We start from the raw sequence: 16,311 nt of genomic DNA on the forward strand, positions 1-16,311 counted from the left end.
CGTCGGCCCGGCGGTGCGCTGCTCACGGGTGTAGTGGGAGCCGGCCGCGTCCACCAGCCAGAAGCTCAGCAGGTGGGGCCGCGGAAACCACAGAGCGGTGTCATTGACCGCCCCGGTGTCCGAGGGGTCCGAGGAGGCCCTGTGCAGCGAGAGCCACTCCGGCTGCTCCCGCACGCTCTTGGTGAAGCCGATGTCCAGACGGGCCGGATACTCGTCCAGCCGGACGGCGCGCCCCCGCTCACGCCAGCACAGGCTCACCAGGGACCGCCCCCGCGGCTCGGCCGTCACCGTCACCACGTCCGGAGCGCCGAGCGCCACCGGCACCAGCGGCTCGAACCCCGCCTGCCGCCCGGCCTGTCCCAGCGACACCGAGCGCCCGCAACCGGGCACCTCGGCCCCCGGCGAGGGCACCGCCGACGGGTCGTACCGCACCTCGACCCCGCCGAAGTCGAACCAGTCCAGGACCGCCGCCCGCACCGGAGGCGTGAGCGCGAGGACCGCCAGCAGCCCGCACAGCGTCGCGGTCAGCGAGCGCCACCGCGCCCGCGTCCACCGCCGCACCGCCCGCAACCGCTCACCGGGGCGCGGCGCCTGGGCCACCGGGACCGGCAGCCGCTCGGCGAGTATCTGCTCCAGCACCCGCTCCACCATCGACTCCGACCCGCCCGCACCCGACGCGTCCAGCGAACGCCCGAACGCCCGCAGCTCCTCGGGCAGCCGGGACGCACGCTTACGCGCGCTTCCGTCGGCGCCCGCACCGTCGTAGGGCTCACTCACGCTCATCACCCCCTTCCCGGGGTTCGGCATCGGGCAGCAGCTTGCCGAGCTTGCGCAGCGCGCGGTTCAGCCGGGACTTCACCGTCCCCCGGGGCCAGCCCAGGGCCTGGGCGGTCTCGGACTCGTCCATCTCCAGCAGATAGCGGTAGGTGACGACCAGACGGTGTTCCTCGCTCAGCCTCTCCAGCGCGGACTCCAGTGCGGCGCGGCGCTCTGTCTCCACGGCCGCGACCGCCGGGTCCGCCGATTCCGGTATCAGCGGCTCCGCCTCCGCGAAGGCCGCCTCGCGACCGGCGAGGGTGCGCTGGCGTGCCGCCGCGCGCACTGTGTTCCTCGTCTCATTGGCCACGATCGACATGAACCACGGCTTGAACGCCGAGCCCTCCCTGAAACGGCCCAGCGAGCAGTACGCCTTGACGAAGGCCTGCTGCACCACGTCCTCCGCGTCCGCACCCGCCCCGAGCGCGGTGGCCGCTCGCATCGCCAGGCCCGTATGGGCCCGCACCAGCTCCGCGTACGCCTCCGGATCCCCGGCGCGTACGCGTGCGATCACCGCGGCCTCATCGACGATGCGGCCCCCCTCCCGCGTCCTCACACGATGGATACACCACCCGGACCGAATCGGTTCCCACCCGTGGCACATCTGTTTCCGACTGGTTCCGGATCGCCCCCCGGCACCTGAGAGAATGGTGAGCATGGCCTCTGATCGACCCCGCGTGCTCTCCGGAATCCAGCCCACCGCCGGCTCGTTCCACCTCGGCAACTACCTCGGCGCCGTCCGCCAGTGGGTGGCCCTGCAGGAGACCCACGACGCGTTCTACATGGTCGTCGACCTGCACGCGATCACGATTCCGCAGGACCCGAAGGAGCTCACGGCCAACACCCGCCTGGCCGCCGCGCAACTCCTCGCCGCGGGCCTCGACCCGGAGCGCTGCACGCTCTTCGTCCAGAGCCACGTCCCCGAGCACGCCCAGCTCGCCTGGGTCATGAACTGCCTCACCGGCTTCGGCGAGGCCTCCCGCATGACCCAGTTCAAGGACAAGTCCGCCCGGCAGGGCGCCGACAGCGCGAGCGTCGGCCTGTTCACTTACCCGATCCTCCAGGTCGCGGACATCCTGCTCTACCAGGCCAACGAGGTCCCGGTCGGCGAGGACCAGCGTCAGCACGTCGAGCTGACCCGCGACCTCGCCACCCGCTTCAACGGCCGCTTCGGCGAGACCTTCACCATCCCGAAGCCGTACATCCTCAAGGAGACGGCGAAGATCTACGACCTCCAGGACCCGTCGATCAAGATGAGCAAGTCGGCCTCCACGCCGAAGGGCCTCATCAACCTCCTCGACGAGCCGAAGGCCACCGCCAAGAAGGTCAGGAGCGCGGTCACGGACACCGACACCGTCATCCGCTACGACGCCGAGAACAAGCCGGGCGTCAGCAACCTGCTCACCATCTACTCGACCCTGACCGGCACCGGCGTCCCGGAGCTGGAGCAGCAGTACGAGGGCAAGCTCTACGGCGCGCTCAAGACGGACCTGGCCGAGATCGTCGTCGACTTCGTCACGCCGTTCCGGGAGCGGACCCAGCAGTACCTGGACGACCCGGAGACGCTGGACTCGATCCTGGCCAAGGGCGCCGAGAAGGCCCGCGCGGTCGCCGCGGAGACCCTCTCCCAGACGTACGAGAAGGTCGGCTTCCTGCCCGCCAAGCACTGAACGCCGCCCCGGCCCGTCGGCACCTGCGGCGGGACACCGGGCGTACCACCGCACACCAGCACCACCGGACAGAGCGCTGCACATCACTATGCCTGCGCCTGCCCACAGCACAGCCGTGGCCGTACAGTCGATAGGCGGACGGCCGGGAACGAATCCGACAGGGCGACAGGGACGAACAGGAGACGACGTGGGGACCGTAACGATCGGTGTGTCGATCGCGGTCCCGGAGCCTCACGGCAGCCTGCTCCAGGAGCGGCGCGCGGGCTTCGGCGACGCCGCGGCTCACGGCATCCCCACCCATGTCACCCTGCTGCCGCCCACAGAGGTCGCGGACACCGCGCTGACCGCCATCGAGGCGCACCTCACCGAGGTCGCCGCGGCGGGCCGGCCGTTCCCGATGAAGCTGTCCGGCACCGGCACCTTCCGGCCGCTGTCCCCCGTCGTCTTCGTCCAGGTCGCCCAGGGCGCCGAGGCCTGCACCTGGCTCCAGAAGCAGGTCCGTGACGCCTCGGGGCCGGTCGCGCGGGAACTCCAGTTCCCGTACCACCCGCACGTCACGGTGGCCCACGGCATCGACGAGGCGGCCATGGACCGCGCCTTCGAGGAGCTCGCCGACTTCGAGGCCGAGTGGCCGTGCACCGGCTTCGCGCTCTACGAGCAGGGCGCCGACGGGGTGTGGCGCAAGCTGCGCGAGTTCACCTTCGGGAGATCGGCCGTACCGCCTCAGGCGGGGCACGTGGAGCGCGGTTCCCTGCCCACGAGTCAGCTGTAACTCCTGGTACAGCCGCAGATCCACCAGCCATACCAGCAGTTACAGCGGCAGCCGCCGGAACACCGCCCGCGGCACATGCCGCATCGCCGACATCACCATCCGCAGCGCCCCGGGCACCCACACCGTCTCCGAGTGGCGCCTCAGACCCAGTTCGATCGCCGTCGCGACGGCCTCCGGAGTAGTCGCGAGGGGCGCCTCCGCGAGACCGGCCGTCATCCTCGACCGCACGAATCCCGGCCGTACGACCATCACGTGCACGCCCGTGCCGTGCAGGGCGTCGCCGAGCCCCTGTGCGAACACGTCGAGGCCGGCCTTGCTGGAGCCGTAGATGAAGTCGGCGCGGCGGGCACGCTCGCCGGCGACCGAGGAGAGCACGACGAGCGAGCCGTGCCCCTGGGACTGCAAGGCGCGCGCGGACACCAGACCGGCCGAGACGGCGCCCGTGTAGTTGGTCTGCGCCACCCGCACCGCGGCGACCGGCTCCCGCTCGTCGTGGGCCTGGTCGCCGAGGATCCCGAAGGCGAGCAGCACCATGTCGATGTCGCCCTCGGCGAACACCTTCCCGAGCACCGCCTCGTGGGACTCGGGGTCCAGTGCGTCGAAGGCGACGGTGCGGACCTCGGCCCCCAGCGTGCGCAGTTCGGCGGCGGCCGACTCCAGGCCGGGGGAGGGGCGTCCCGCGAGCCACACCGTGCGGGTACGGCGGACGACGAGACGGCGGGCGGTGGCCAGCGCGATCTCGGACGTACCGCCGAGGACGAGCAGGGACTGAGGGAGGCCGAAGGCGTCCTTCACGAGCAGCTCCTTGGGAGGGCCGGGGATCTTCACGGACTCAGAGGGCGAGACGGCGGGACAGGTCGGAGGTGAACACCCCGCGCGGATCGAGCTCGGCGCGCAGCGCACGGAAGTCGTCGAGGCGCGGGTACATCGCGGCGAGCAGCTCCGGCCGCAGCCGGGAGTCCTTGGCGAGGCAGACCCGCCCGCCGGCCGCGGCCACCTCCTCGTCGAGTTCGTCGAGGAGGGCGCCGAGGCCCGGCAGCCCGGCCGGGATGTCCAGGGCCAGGGTCCAGCCGGGCACCGGGAAGGAGAGCCATCCGGGATCGGCGTCCCCGAACCGCTTGAGGACAGCGAGGAAGGACGGGCACCGCTGCCCGCAGACCCGCCGCACGATCCGGCGCAGCGACTCCTCCTGGCCGTCTCCCACGACGAACTGGTACTGCACGAGGCCGCCGCGGCCGTAGACCCGGTTCCAGTGGGGCACGCCGTCCAGGGGGTGGAAGAAGGCGGAGATCCTCTGCAGCCGGCCGGTACGCGCGCGGGGTGCCCTGCGGTACCAGAACTCGTTGAACAGCCCCACGGTCGTGCGGTTGACGAGCCCCTCGGGCAGGAAGGCGGGCGGGGCCGGGAAGCGCGCGGGCCGAAAGGCCAGCGGGTCTCTACGCGCGCGCGTGCCCCCGCCGAGAAGGCCCGGCGTCCGCAGCGCCTTGAGCGGCGCGTGGTTGCCCCGGGTCAGCACCGCCCGCCCCGTCGCGGCCCCGCGGGCCAGCAGGTCGATCCAGGCGGCCGAGTAGCGGTAACCGCGATCCCCGGTCGTCAGACGGACCATCAGGTCGTCGAGGTCCCGGGCGCGTTCCGTGTCGACCGACATCAGCGAGGTCTCGACCGGCTGGAGCTGGACCGTCGCGGTGAGGATCATCCCGGTCAGGCCCATGCCGCCGGTGGTCGCGTCGAACAGGGGCGTGCCGCGGCGCACGGTGCGGATCCCGCCGTCGGCGGTGAGGAGTTCGAACGACAGCACATGGCGGGAGAAGGAGCCGGACACATGGTGGTTCCCGCCGTGGATGTCCGCGCCGATCGCCCCGCCGACCGTGACGTAGCGGGTGCCGGGCGTCACCGGCACGAACCAGCCGAGCGGCAGCAGCACCTCCATGAGCCGGTGCAGGGAGACGCCCGCGTCGCACAGCACGGTGCCGCCCTCGGCGTCGATCGCGTGGACACGGTTCAGAGCGGTCATGTCGAACACCGCGCCGCCGGCGTTCTGCGCCGCGTCCCCGTAGGCCCGCCCCAGGCCCCTCGGGATGCCGCCGCGGGCCCCGCAGCCCCGGACGGCGGCCACGGCCTCCTCGTAGCTCCGCAGGCGGATCGAGCGGGCCGCGGTGGGGGCGGTGCGGCCCCATCCCGTGACGGGAACGGTGTCGGCAGACATGCCGGTGACCGTATCGCCGCTATAGGGGCGATCAGCTCATAAACCCTGTCTCTCTACCCGCAATGGGTGATTAATGGGATGTCACTCCATATGGTCGGAGTTCCGAACGGGGGACATGACGCGTGCGGGACGGCAGGGAACGCGGCACACCCGCCGGCCCGACTTCCGAAGCGGTACTCACACATCGGTCATCCACACGGAGGGCAAGATCCGCTCATGGACTGGCTGAAGAGACTCCCCGTCGTCGGGCCGCTCTGGGTGCGCCTGACGGCCACGCACGCGTGGCGGTCGTACGAGCGGCTGGACCGGGTGAAGTGGACCCGGCTGGCCGCGGCGATGACGTTCTCCAGCTTCGTCGCGCTGTTCCCGCTGCTCACCGTGGCCGCCGCGATCGCCGCCGCGACGCTCAGCACGAAGCAGCAGAACGACCTCCAGGACAAGATCGCCGACCAGGTCCCCGGCATCTCCGACCAGCTGAACATCGGCGACCTGGTGCAGAACGCCGGCACCGTCGGGCTCATCGCCGCGGCCGCCCTGCTGTTCACCGGCATCGGCTGGGCCGGGTGGATGCGCGAGTGTCTGCGCGCGGTGTGGGAGCTGCCCGACGAGGACGAGAACCCGATCCTGCGCAAGGGCAAGGACCTGGGCATCCTGGTCGGGCTCGGCGGCGCCGTCCTGGTCACGCTCGCCATCTCCACCGTCGCCTCCGCGCTGGTCGACTGGATCGGCGGTGAACTGGGCCTCCAGGAGGGCGGTGCGGGCCGGTTCCTGCTGCGCATCGCCGCGTTCGTCATCGCCGTACTCGCCGACTTCCTGCTCCTGCTGTACGTCCTGACCCTGCTGCCCGGGGTCGAGCCGGCGCGCCGCCGGCTGTCCGTGGCCGCACTGACCGGCGCGGTCGGCTTCGAACTGCTGAAGCTGCTGCTGAGCGGCTATATGCAGGGCGTGGCGACGAAGAGCATGTACGGCGCGTTCGGCGTCCCCGTCGCCCTGCTGCTGTGGATCAACTTCACGGCGAAACTGGTGCTGTTCTGCGCCGCGTGGACGGCGACGGGGAGCAAGGAGCAGGAGCTCACGGACGAGGCGAGCGACGACGTACCAGATCCGGCAGCGGCCAGCGGCGGTTGACGAGGAACGCGGCGCCCGCGAGCAGCACGACGAGCCCCCCGGCGATCGCGAAGGCGGTCTCCATGCCGCGGGAGCCGCCGTCGGCCGTGGCGGACGCGACGTGCTTCGCCGAAGCCCCCTGACCCGCGGACTGTCCGGAGCCGCCGGACCCGCCCCCGGCCTGACCGGAGGTCCCCGGCTGCGCGGCGCCCTTCGGCGGCACCAGCTCACCCACCGGCTGCACCTTGCCGGCCGCCTTGAAGCCCCAGTCGAAGAGCTTCGCGGTCTCCTTGTAGACCTCGTTGTGCTCTTCCTTCGACGGGTTCATGACGGTGACGAGCAGCACCCTGCCATTGCGCTCGGCCACACCCGTGAAGGTGGCGCCGGCATTGGTGGTGTTGCCGTTCTTCACACCTGCGATGCCCTGGTACTGCGCGATGTCGTAGTCGCCGCTCAGCAGCCGGTTGGTGTTCTGGATCGCGAAGGGCTTGCGGACGATCTTGCCCTTCTTGTCCTTCTCCGTCTCGCCCGGGAACTTCGCGGTGACCGTCGAGCAGTACTCGCGGAAGTCCTTCTTCTGCAGCCCGGAGCGGGCGAACAGGGTCAGGTCGTAGGCGGAGGACACCTGGCCGGGGGCGTCGTAGCCGTCGGGGCTGACCACATGCGTGTCGAGGGCCTGGAGCTCCTCGGCGTGCTCGTTCATCTCCTGGACGGTCTTGGCGACGCCCTTGTTCATCGCCGACAGGACATGCACCGCGTCGTTGCCGGAGCGAAGGAAAACGCCGAGCCACAGATCGTGGACCGTGTAGGTCTCGCCCTCCTTTATCCCGACCAGGCTGGAGCCGGCGCCCATGCCCGCGAGGTCGGAGGGGACGACCTTGTGCTTCTCGGTCCTGGCGAACTTCGGCAGCACGGTGTCCGCGAAGAGCATCTTCATGGTGCTCGCGGGAGGCAGCCGCCAGTGCGCGTTGTGCGAGGCGAGCACATCGCCGGACTCGGCGTCGGTGACGATCCAGGAGCGCGCGGTGATGTCCTTCGGCAGCACCGGGACGCCGCTCGCGAGATTGACCTGTGTGCCCGCCTGTCCGAGCCGCGCGCCGCCCACGTGCGACATGGTCGCCGGGGGAGTGGCGCTCGGGGACGCGCTCGGTGACGGATGGAGAGCCGCGAGGGCGACGGGCGCGCTCAGCGCGAGGGACGACAGGGCGGCGGAGGTGACCAGCAGGGATCGCCCGGCGGTCTTCTTGTGGGGAGCGGACACGCTCAGGAACGTACATGGCGCGGACGGTGAAGTCCCACCACGCGCCCCACCCCGGCCGCCGAACGGGGCGACGGCCCGCGATACTGGACCCATGAAGCTCAGCCGCCCCGTCTCCTGGTTCCTGCTCGCCTTCGGGGTGTGGAGCTGGATCATCTGGATCACTTTCGTCAAGAACCTCGTCAAGGACGCCAGCGGGCTCGCGTTCGACGACGCGGGCGACCCTACGGGCTACTTCTGGGTGCACCTGCTGCTGGCCGTCGTCTCCTTCGTACTGGGGACGGTCGTCGGGCTCATCGGGTTGCGTTCGGTGCGCACACTGCGCCGGAACTCACAGCCGACCCCCGAGAGTTAGCAGACCGTGGTCATCGTCTTCGCACTGCTCGCCCTGGCCGTCCTCGTGACGGCCAACTGGTACCTGTGGCGCCGCCTGTTCCGCGACACCACCGGCCGCCCCGGCCGGGTCCGCCGCGCGGGCGCGGTGCTCATCGGGGGCGGCTGGGTGCTGGCGATCGCCGCCCTGGTCGCGGAGCGCACCGGCGCCCCCTTCTGGCTCCAGCGCGTGCTCGCGTGGCCGGGCTTCCTGTGGCTGGCGCTGTCGATCTACCTGCTGCTCGCGGTCGTGGCCGGAGAGGTCGTACGGCCCCTGCTACGACGTCTCCTCGAACGCCGGGACCGGCGCGGGGAGCCGGCCGTGGCCGCCGTACCGCGTCCGGAGCGGGTGCCGGCGGGAGCGCCGGGCGAGAAGCCGCAGGAGCCGGGGGAGGGCGGGCCGGCGTCAGAGGAGCCGCGGGAACCCGGTGGCGCCACCCAGGCCACCGCCCCCTCCCGCCGCCTGATCGTCTCCCGGGTCGTCGCCGGAGCCGCCGCCGCGGCCGCCGTGGGGACCGTCGGCCAGGGCACCTACGGCGTCCTGCGCGGCCCCAGGGTCAAGCGGGTCACCGTGCCGCTGGCGAAGCTCCCGCGCGCGGCGCACGGCTACCGGATCGCGGTGGTCAGCGACATCCATCTGAGCCCGGTGCTCGGCCGCGGTTTCGCCCAGAAGGTCGTCGACACCATCAACTCCACCCGGCCCGACCTGATCGCGGTCGTCGGCGACCTGGTCGACGGCAGCGTGAAGGACCTGGGCCCGGCGGCCGCGCCCCTCGCCCAGCTGGAGGCACGGCACGGCTCGTTCTTCGTCACCGGCAACCACGAGTACTTCTCCGGCGCCGAGCAGTGGGTCGAGGAGGTACGGCGGCTCGGTCTGCGCCCGCTGGAGAACGACCGTACGGAACTGGCCTGGTTCGACCTCGCCGGCGTCAACGACATCGCGGGCGAGAGCGAGGGCCAGGGCCCCGACTTCGCCAAGGCCCTAGGCGACCGGGACACGGCACGCGCGTGCGTGCTCCTGGCCCACCAGCCGGTCCAGATCCACGACGCGGTCGACCACGGTGTCGACCTCCAGCTCTCCGGCCACACCCACGGCGGCCAGCTCTGGCCCGGCAACCTCGTCGCGGAGCTCGCGAACCCGACGGTCGCCGGCCTGGAGCGCTACGGCGACACACAGCTCTACGTCAGCCGCGGCGCCGGTGCCTGGGGCCCGCCCACGCGCGTAGGCGCCCCGTCGGACATCACCGTGATCGAACTGGCGTCGAAGCAGGCCTGAGCAACGCCGGGAGGATCTTCACCGGGAGACTCTGTGAGAGCCCTGTGAAACATGATCGAAACGCCTTGCGGTAACGTCTTGCCCAACTCCACAAATCCCTCTTCCCCCAGGTGAAACACCTGTGATTAGGTGATCCGCGCCACTAGGGGTGGCATGTGCACTGGGACCCAGAGGGGTCCGGGGAGGGCAAACCGATGCGGTCGGTTCGCATGCGGATTCTCGCGACGCTGCTCGTTCTGGGGGTTGTGGGGGTAGGGGGCTGGCAGTTGCTCCCGGCAGAGGGGAGCACGGGCAGGGCGATCAAGGTGGGGACGACCGACGAGGTCACCTCGCTCGATCCGGCCGGCGCCTACGACGCCGGTTCCTGGGCGCTGTTCAACAACGTCTTCCAGTCACTGCTGGCCTTCGAGCCGGGCAGTGTCACACCCGTGCCCGACGCGGCCGAGAGCTGTGCCTTCGAGGGCAGTGATCTGCGCACCTACCGCTGTGTGCTGCGCAAGGGGCTCACGTTCCCGAGCGGCCGCGAGATGACCGCGAAGGACGTCAAGTACTCCTTCGACCGGGTCAAGAAGATCAACTCCGACGTCGGTCCGGCCTCCCTGCTGGACACCCTGGAGTCGGTCGGTGCCAGCGGCCGGACGGTCACCTTCCGGCTGTCCTCGCCCGACGCCACCTTCCCGTTCAAGGTGGCCACGGGAGCCGGCGCCATCGTCGACAGCACCAAGTACCCCGCGAACTCCCTGCGCAAGGACTACGGCGTCGACGGCACCGGGCCGTACGAGCTGACGTCGTACACCAAGGGGAAGAAGGCGGTCCTCGCGCCCAACGGCGACTACAAGGGCGAGATCAGCGGCACCGGGCGCCCCGTGGAACTCGACTACTACGGCGACTCGGCCAAGTTGAACAGTGCCTGGAAGGCGAAGCAGGTCGACGTCGCCTACCGCCAGCTGCCGCCCGACGTGCTCGCCGCGCTGAACCCGAGCGACCCCGGCCAGCGCGTCTCGGAGGCCGACAGCTCCGAGGTCCGCAACCTCTACCTCAACACCCGCGCGGGCAAGCCGCTGCACGACGTCAAGGTGCGTCAGGCCATGGCCTGGCTGATCAACCGCGAGCAGCTGGCCGCCTCGGTGTACGAGGGGACCGTCGACCCGCTCTACTCTCTGATCCCGGCCGGCATCACCGGCCACACCACGTCGTTCTTCGACGCCTACCCGGAGCCGAGCGTCAAGAAGGCCCGCGCCCTGCTCACCGAGGCCGGCGTGAGCACCCCGGTCAGCTTCACCTACGGCTACGGCCTGAACAGCGGTTCCGCCGTCGCGGAGGCCAAGGCGCTCAAGAAGCAGCTGGAGGCCGGCGGCCTGTTCAAGGTGACCCTCAAGGGTTACGAGTGGACCGACTTCCAAAAGCGCTGGGCGACCGGGAAGCTGGACGCCTACGCGGTCGGCTGGGTGGCCGACTACCCCGACCCGGACACCTACGGCTCCCCGCTGGTCGGCACCGACGGCACCATGAACACCGGCTACAGCAGCAACGAGGTCGACCACCTGATTCAGGACAGCCGGCGCTACGCCGACCGCGGCGAGGCCGAGCAGGACTTCCGCGACGTCCAGGCGTCGATCGCCCACGACATCCCGGTCATCCCGTTGTGGCAGGCCAAGGAGTACGTCGTGACCACCGAGGACGTCGGTGGCGGCCAGTACCTCTCGGACGGCACCGGGGTCTTCCGGCTCTGGCGCCTCAGCTGGATCTGACCCCGACGTCATCGCGCCGTATCCGACACGTTCGCGGGGTGAGGAGCGGACGTGCCGAGACGCAACTCCTTCCGGCTGAGGTCGCGGTGACCGCCCTCGCGGACGGCTCCTGCCTCATAGAGGTCTCCGACGAGGGCCGGCTGGAAGACGAGGGCCGGCTGGAACCCCGGCTGCGGGTGGTCGGCCAGTCCGAGGAGACCGGCCGGGGCCTGCACCTGGTGGAGAACGTCGCCACCGCGTGGAGGGTGTGGAGCCGGGGCCGGCACGGCAGGACCGTGTGGGCCCTGGTGACGGCCGACTGAGCGGACGGCGGACGTACGCGTCGAGTCACTGCCCCGCGGGCGCCCGCACCGGCAGGGTGACCGTCACCGCAAGACCCTCGCCCGGTGCCGTGCGCACCGCCACCTCGCCGCCGTGGGCCCGGACCACCCCCTGCACGATCGCGAGGCCCAGGCCGCTGCCCGCGCCGCCGCCGACGCGGAAGAACCGGTCGAAGACGCGGGCCGCGTCGTCCGCCGACAGCCCCGGACCCTTGTCCGCGACACACAGCCGTACGACCCCGTCCTCGCGCTCCACGCCCAGCCGCACCGGCACCTCGGCGGGCGTGTGCGTGCGCACGTTGCCCACCAGGTTGCCCAGGACCTGTCTGAGCCCCGACTCGTCGGCCCGCACCAGCACCGAGCCCTCGGCGGCGACCTCGACCGGCCGGTCGGGCTGCTGCACCCGCAGATCCTCGGCCGCGTCCCGCACCAGCCGGCTCAGGTCGACGTTCCTGAACCGCAGCTCGGGCTGCTGGTCGAGGCGGGCGAGGGTGAGCAGCTCGTCGACGAGCCGCCCCATCCGGTCGGTCTCCGCGAGCACCCGGGCCCAGGCGCGCTTGCGGTCGTCCGGGTCGGAGAGCATGCCCTTGTCGTACAGCTGGAGGTAGCCGCGTATCGCGGACAGCGGGGTGCGCAGCTCGTGCGAGGCGTCGGCGACGAAGCTGCGCAGCTGGGCCGCGCTGCGCTCGCGCGTGCGGTACGCCGACTCGACCTGGTGGAGCATCGAGTTGAGCGCGACCCGCAGCTGCTCGACCTCCAGGGTGGTCTCGCAGCTGGAGGGGATGCGCCGGGTCAGATCGCCCTCGGCGATCGCCGAGGAGGTCTCCACCATGTCCTCCAGCGGCCGCATCCGGCGCCGGACGCTGAACATCGTCAGACAGGCCAGCAGGGCGAGCAGCAGGCTGCCGATCGCGAGATCGAGCTTGACGGCCTTGGCGACGCCCTGGTGCAGGACGTCGGTGGGCGCGGCGAGCAGCGCGTAGGTGCCGTCGCCGAGCCGGGCCGCCGTGGCGCGGTAGGTGGAGCCGTCCAGGGTGACGTCGTGCGGCCCGGAGTCGTCGGCGAGCACGCGCGGATCGCCCGCCGCCTTCGCCAGCCCCCGCTGGGACTCGGTCGGATCGAAGCCGAGGATCCCGATCGGCTCACCGCGGCCGTCGACGGCCGCGAAGACGGTCTCGGCCGAGTGGTCGTCGTCCTCCTGGGCGGGTATGAGCCGGTCGCGGACGAAGCTCAGCATGGTCAGCGAGTCGATCTCCCGCAGGGTGAGCTCCGAACCCGCCAGGGAGTCACGGGTCTTGATGAGCTGGCTGTCGATCTGGTCGAGCAGGTAGTACCGCATGCCCATCACGCTCACGGCGGTCGCCGCGACGATGCCGATCGCGAGCAGCACCACATTGGCCAGCGTCAGCTTGGCGCGCAGCGAGTGGATGCCGGGTCGGGGACGAAGCGGGCGCAACCTCATGCGAGCCCGTACCCGACACCCCGCCGGGTGGTGATCACCGGCGGTCCCAGGGTGTCCAGCTTGCGCCGCAGATAGCTGATGTAGGTCTCCACGACGGTCGACTCGGGCGGCGTGTGCTCGTACTGCCAGACGTGGCGCAGGAGTTGCTCCTTGGGGACGATCCGGCCGCCGTTGCGCACCAGGAAGCGCAGCAGTGCGTACTCGGTGGGGGTGAGCTGGACCGTGCGGCCGTCGCGGTGCACCGAGTACGTCGTCTCGTCCAGCTCCAGGTCGCCGTAGCGCAGCGGCGGGCGCTGCGGCAGGACGTCGGCGGGGCGGGTGCGGCGCAGCACCGCGGTGATCCGGGCGACGACCTCGTCGATGTTGAACGGCTTGGTGATGTAGTCGTCGCCGAACCCGAGGGCGCCGACGATCTCGGCGGGGGAGTCCCGCGCGGTGAGGAAGACCACGGCCAGGTCGGGCCGCCGCTCGCGCAGTTCACGGCCGAGGGCGCGGCCGTCGCCGTCGGGCAGCATGACGTCGAGCAGGGCCGCGTCCGGGCGGGTGCGGTCGGTGAGCGCGAGCGCCTCGCGGACGGAGCCCGCGACCATCACCTCGAACCGGTGGTAGCGCAGGGCGATGGCGAGGACGTCGGCGATGCTCTCCTCGTCCTCCACCACCAGCACGGTGCCCGGACTCTTCGTCTCTCCCCCGGCGCTGCCCTCGGCCATTCCCCCAGTCATGCCCCCAGTATCGACGGGCCCACTGACAACCGGGCGGCTTCGCTGCTTTGGAGTTCCTTGTGAGTCATGGCGTGCGGCCCCCACGCGAGCGCGGCGCCACCGAATCTGTTGCGCAGGACCTGGGGGACCAACCGACCGAGTGAGGAGCTGTTGAGCGTGGCGGCATTGGCACGGTGGTGTTACCGGCACCGGCTGGTGGTCCTGTTGCTGTGGGTGGGGGCGTTGTTCGGCCTGGGCTTTTCGGCCTCGACGGCGGGCACGGACTACGCGAACGTCTTCTCCCTCCCGAACACGGACTCCAAGCGGGCGTACGACCTGATGGAGAAGGCCTTCCCGCAGAGCGCGGGCGACACCGACACGGTGGTGTGGAAGGTCGACGAGGGCTCGGCACGGGACCAGGCCGTACGGTCCCGGATCCAGCCCGCACTCGACAAGATCGCCGGCATGAAGGGCGTCGGCGGCGTGACCAGCCCCTACAAGGCGGGCGCGGCGCAGATCAGCGGCGACGGGCGGATCGCGTACGCCCAGATCACCTTCACCGACCAGGCGAACGCCGTACCCAAGGAACTGGTCCAGGACGTCGTCGACACCGCACAGGGCGCCGAACGCGCCGGGCTGCAGGTCGAGTTGGGCGGTCAAGCGATCCAGCGAGTGCAGGAACCGCCCACCGGTCTCGCCGAGATGGTCGGTATCGTGGCGGCGGCCGTCGTGCTGTTCCTGGCCTTCGGCTCGTTCTTCGCGATGCTGCTGCCGCTCGCCGTCGCCGTCTTCGGTGTCGGCATGGGTCTGTTCTCGACGCAGCTGCTCAGCCACGGCACCGACATCCCCGACCTGGCCCCCCTGCTGGCCACCTTGATAGGCCTCGGCGTCGGCATCGACTACGCCCTGTTCATCGTCACCCGGCACCGCAAGGGCGTTCTGCGCGGCATGGACCCGGAGGAGTCGGTGGTCACCGCCCTCAACACCTCGGGCCGTGCCGTGCTGTTCGCGGGCGGCACCGTGTGCATCGCGCTCGCCGGAATGCTGGTGACCAACCTGCGCTTCCTGGACGGTGTGGTCATCGGCACCTCGCTGACCGTGGTGCTGAGCGTCCTCGCGGCCACCACCCTGCTGCCGGCGCTGCTCGGCTTCCTGGGCAAGCGGGTGCTCAGCCGCCGGCAGCGGCGCAGGCTCGCCGCCACCGGACCCGAGCCGGAGCGCACGAGCGGACTGGCCGCCCGCTGGTCGGCGGGCGTGCAGAAGCGCCCGCGCCGGACCGCCGTGCTCGCCCTCGCCGTCATGGCCGTCCTCGCGCTGCCGGTGCTGTCGCTGCGCCTGGGCGCGACCGACCAGGGCAACGACGACACCACGACGACCACCAGGAAGGCGTACGACCTGCTCGCCGAGGGCTTCGGCCCCGGCTTCAACGGACCGCTCCAGGTGGTCACCGACGGCGGCGACGGCACCGCCCTGGTCAAGGGCATCCAGGGCACCGACGGGGTCGCCCGGGTCGCCGCGCTGCCGGCCGCGCGGGGCGTGACGGTGATCCAGGTCGTCCCGACCACGTCACCGCAGTCCGAGGAGACCGACCGGCTCATCGACACCCTGCGGGACGAGGTGATCCCGCAGGCCGGGGCGCAGGCCCACGTGGGCGGCGTCACGGCGGTCTCCAAGGACTTCGCGACGGTCACCGGCGACCGCCTGCCGCTCTTCATCGCGACCATCATCGGCCTCGGCTTCCTGCTCCTCCTGATCGCCTTCCGCTCCCTGGTGGTGCCGCTGACGGCCGCGGTGATGAACCTGATCGCGGCGGCCGCCTCCTTCGGCGTCCTCGTGGCGGTCTTCCAGTGGGGCTGGGGACTGGACCTGCTGAGCCTCGGCAAGGAGGGCCCGATCAACGCCTTCCTGCCGGTCATCATGCTGTCCCTGCTGTTCGGCCTCTCGATGGACTACCAGGTGTTCCTGGTCAGCCGGATGCACGAGGAATGGGTCCACACCAAGGACAACGCCCGCGCGGTCCGCGTCGGCCTGGCCGAGACCAGCCGCGTGATCAACTCCGCGGCCCTGATCATGGTCTGCGTGTTCCTGGCGTTCGTCCTGAGCGGCGACTCCGGGGCGGCGATGGCGGGTGTGGGCCTCGCGGCCGCCGTGGCCCTGGACGCCTTCATCCTGCGCACGGCCCTGGTGCCGGCCGCGATGCATCTGCTCGGCGACTCCAACTGGTGGCTGCCCAAGGGGCTGGAGAAGCGGCTGCCGCACCTGGCGGTGGAGCCGAAGGAGGAGGCGGCCGCGCCGGCCGGGGCTCCCGCGCCCGGCGGCCCGGCATCGGCCGTGCACGGCTTCGTCCGTACGACGGAGGGGGAGCCGCTGGAGGGCGCCGCGGTGACGCTGCTGTCGGCCGGGGGCCGGCAACTGGACCGGGTGGAGTCACTGGCCGACGGCTCGTACATCGTCTCGGTGCCGGCGCCGGGAACCTATCTGCTGGCGGCCACCGCCGCGTCGTACGGCTCGCGCGCCCGGCACGTCGACGTGGGCGAGGGACCGCTGGTGTACGACGTGGAGCTGGCCGACGGCGAGGTGGACGCCGTCAACTGATGTGG

At 71.3% G+C, this 16,311-nt stretch carries 15 protein-coding genes; 8 read left to right on the forward strand and 7 right to left on the reverse strand.

Going from position 1 to position 16,311, the window contains the following annotated elements; all coding sequences use genetic code 11:
* Positions 1-777 (reverse strand): hypothetical protein (locus ACFVYN_RS09440; protein WP_389994879.1); only part of this gene is annotated, 777 nt, incomplete at its 3' end.
* Positions 770-1,330: an RNA polymerase sigma factor gene (locus tag ACFVYN_RS09445; protein ID WP_389994882.1), complete on the reverse strand. Its 561-nt coding sequence runs from the start codon at positions 1,328-1,330 to the stop codon at positions 770-772. The genes ACFVYN_RS09440 and ACFVYN_RS09445, both read right to left, overlap by 8 nt.
* A gap of 142 nt (positions 1,331-1,472) precedes the next feature.
* Here ACFVYN_RS09445 and trpS point away from each other — a divergent pair, with 142 nt between their 5' ends.
* Both trpS and ACFVYN_RS09455 read left to right on the forward strand, forming a co-directional pair.
* The gene (trpS, locus tag ACFVYN_RS09450; protein WP_389994885.1) at positions 1,473-2,486 is read left to right on the forward strand and encodes a tryptophan--tRNA ligase; all 1,014 of its coding nucleotides are present in this window, start codon (positions 1,473-1,475) and stop codon (positions 2,484-2,486) included.
* Positions 2,487-2,673: 187 nt separating this feature from the next.
* Positions 2,674-3,258 (forward strand): 2'-5' RNA ligase family protein, encoded by a 585-nt coding sequence (locus tag ACFVYN_RS09455; RefSeq protein ID WP_389994888.1) that lies wholly within the window; start codon positions 2,674-2,676, stop codon positions 3,256-3,258.
* 39 nt (positions 3,259-3,297) lie between these two features.
* On the opposite strand, the gene ACFVYN_RS09460 is transcribed toward ACFVYN_RS09455, so the two are convergent.
* Positions 3,298-4,053 carry a decaprenylphospho-beta-D-erythro-pentofuranosid-2-ulose 2-reductase gene (locus ACFVYN_RS09460; RefSeq protein ID WP_389994891.1) on the reverse strand — a complete coding sequence of 252 codons (756 nt, stop codon included), beginning with the start codon at positions 4,051-4,053 and terminating at the stop codon, positions 3,298-3,300.
* Positions 4,054-4,090: 37 nt separating this feature from the next.
* Positions 4,091-5,464, reverse strand: a complete 1,374-nt coding sequence (locus ACFVYN_RS09465) for an FAD-binding protein (protein ID WP_389994894.1) — start codon at positions 5,462-5,464, stop codon at positions 4,091-4,093.
* Between the two features lie 216 nt (positions 5,465-5,680).
* Between ACFVYN_RS09465 and ACFVYN_RS09470 the strand changes: the two genes are divergently transcribed.
* The gene (locus tag ACFVYN_RS09470; RefSeq protein ID WP_389994897.1) at positions 5,681-6,592 is read left to right on the forward strand and encodes a YihY/virulence factor BrkB family protein; all 912 of its coding nucleotides are present in this window, start codon (positions 5,681-5,683) and stop codon (positions 6,590-6,592) included.
* Here ACFVYN_RS09470 and ACFVYN_RS09475 read toward each other — a convergent pair.
* Positions 6,537-7,832 (reverse strand): D-alanyl-D-alanine carboxypeptidase family protein, encoded by a 1,296-nt coding sequence (locus ACFVYN_RS09475; RefSeq protein ID WP_389994900.1) that lies wholly within the window; start codon positions 7,830-7,832, stop codon positions 6,537-6,539. The two genes, ACFVYN_RS09470 and ACFVYN_RS09475, sit on opposite strands and share 56 nt — an antisense overlap.
* A 91-nt stretch (positions 7,833-7,923) precedes the next feature.
* Here ACFVYN_RS09475 and ACFVYN_RS09480 point away from each other — a divergent pair, with 91 nt between their 5' ends.
* The 4 genes from ACFVYN_RS09480 (at position 7,924) to ACFVYN_RS09495 (ending at position 11,530) form a co-directional block, all read left to right on the forward strand.
* Positions 7,924-8,184: an SCO4848 family membrane protein gene (locus ACFVYN_RS09480; RefSeq protein WP_389994902.1), complete on the forward strand. Its 261-nt coding sequence runs from the start codon at positions 7,924-7,926 to the stop codon at positions 8,182-8,184.
* A 6-nt stretch (positions 8,185-8,190) separates the two neighbouring features.
* Positions 8,191-9,477, forward strand: coding sequence for a metallophosphoesterase (locus tag ACFVYN_RS09485; protein ID WP_389994905.1), 1,287 nt, complete (start codon positions 8,191-8,193; stop codon positions 9,475-9,477).
* Between the two features lie 194 nt (positions 9,478-9,671).
* Positions 9,672-11,228 carry an ABC transporter substrate-binding protein gene (locus tag ACFVYN_RS09490; RefSeq protein WP_389994907.1) on the forward strand — a complete coding sequence of 519 codons (1,557 nt, stop codon included), beginning with the start codon at positions 9,672-9,674 and terminating at the stop codon, positions 11,226-11,228.
* Between the two features lie 38 nt (positions 11,229-11,266).
* A complete protein-coding gene (locus ACFVYN_RS09495; protein ID WP_389994910.1) occupies positions 11,267-11,530 on the forward strand; it encodes a hypothetical protein in 264 nt (87 codons plus the stop codon).
* A gap of 25 nt (positions 11,531-11,555) precedes the next feature.
* Here ACFVYN_RS09495 and ACFVYN_RS09500 read toward each other — a convergent pair whose 3' ends face one another.
* Positions 11,556-13,010 (reverse strand): ATP-binding protein, encoded by a 1,455-nt coding sequence (locus tag ACFVYN_RS09500; protein ID WP_389994912.1) that lies wholly within the window; start codon positions 13,008-13,010, stop codon positions 11,556-11,558.
* A complete protein-coding gene (locus tag ACFVYN_RS09505; protein WP_389994915.1) occupies positions 13,007-13,732 on the reverse strand; it encodes a response regulator transcription factor in 726 nt (241 codons plus the stop codon). The genes ACFVYN_RS09500 and ACFVYN_RS09505 overlap by 4 nt, the downstream gene beginning before the upstream one ends.
* 165 nt (positions 13,733-13,897) lie before the next feature.
* Here ACFVYN_RS09505 and ACFVYN_RS09510 point away from each other — a divergent pair, with 165 nt between their 5' ends.
* Positions 13,898-16,306 carry an MMPL family transporter gene (locus ACFVYN_RS09510; RefSeq protein ID WP_389995130.1) on the forward strand — a complete coding sequence of 803 codons (2,409 nt, stop codon included), beginning with the start codon at positions 13,898-13,900 and terminating at the stop codon, positions 16,304-16,306.
* Positions 16,307-16,311 lie beyond the last annotated feature (5 nt).

Origin of the sequence: Streptomyces sp. NPDC058307 (assembly GCF_042880295.1) — a bacterium.
In the GTDB taxonomy this organism is placed as follows: domain Bacteria; phylum Actinomycetota; class Actinomycetes; order Streptomycetales; family Streptomycetaceae; genus Streptomyces.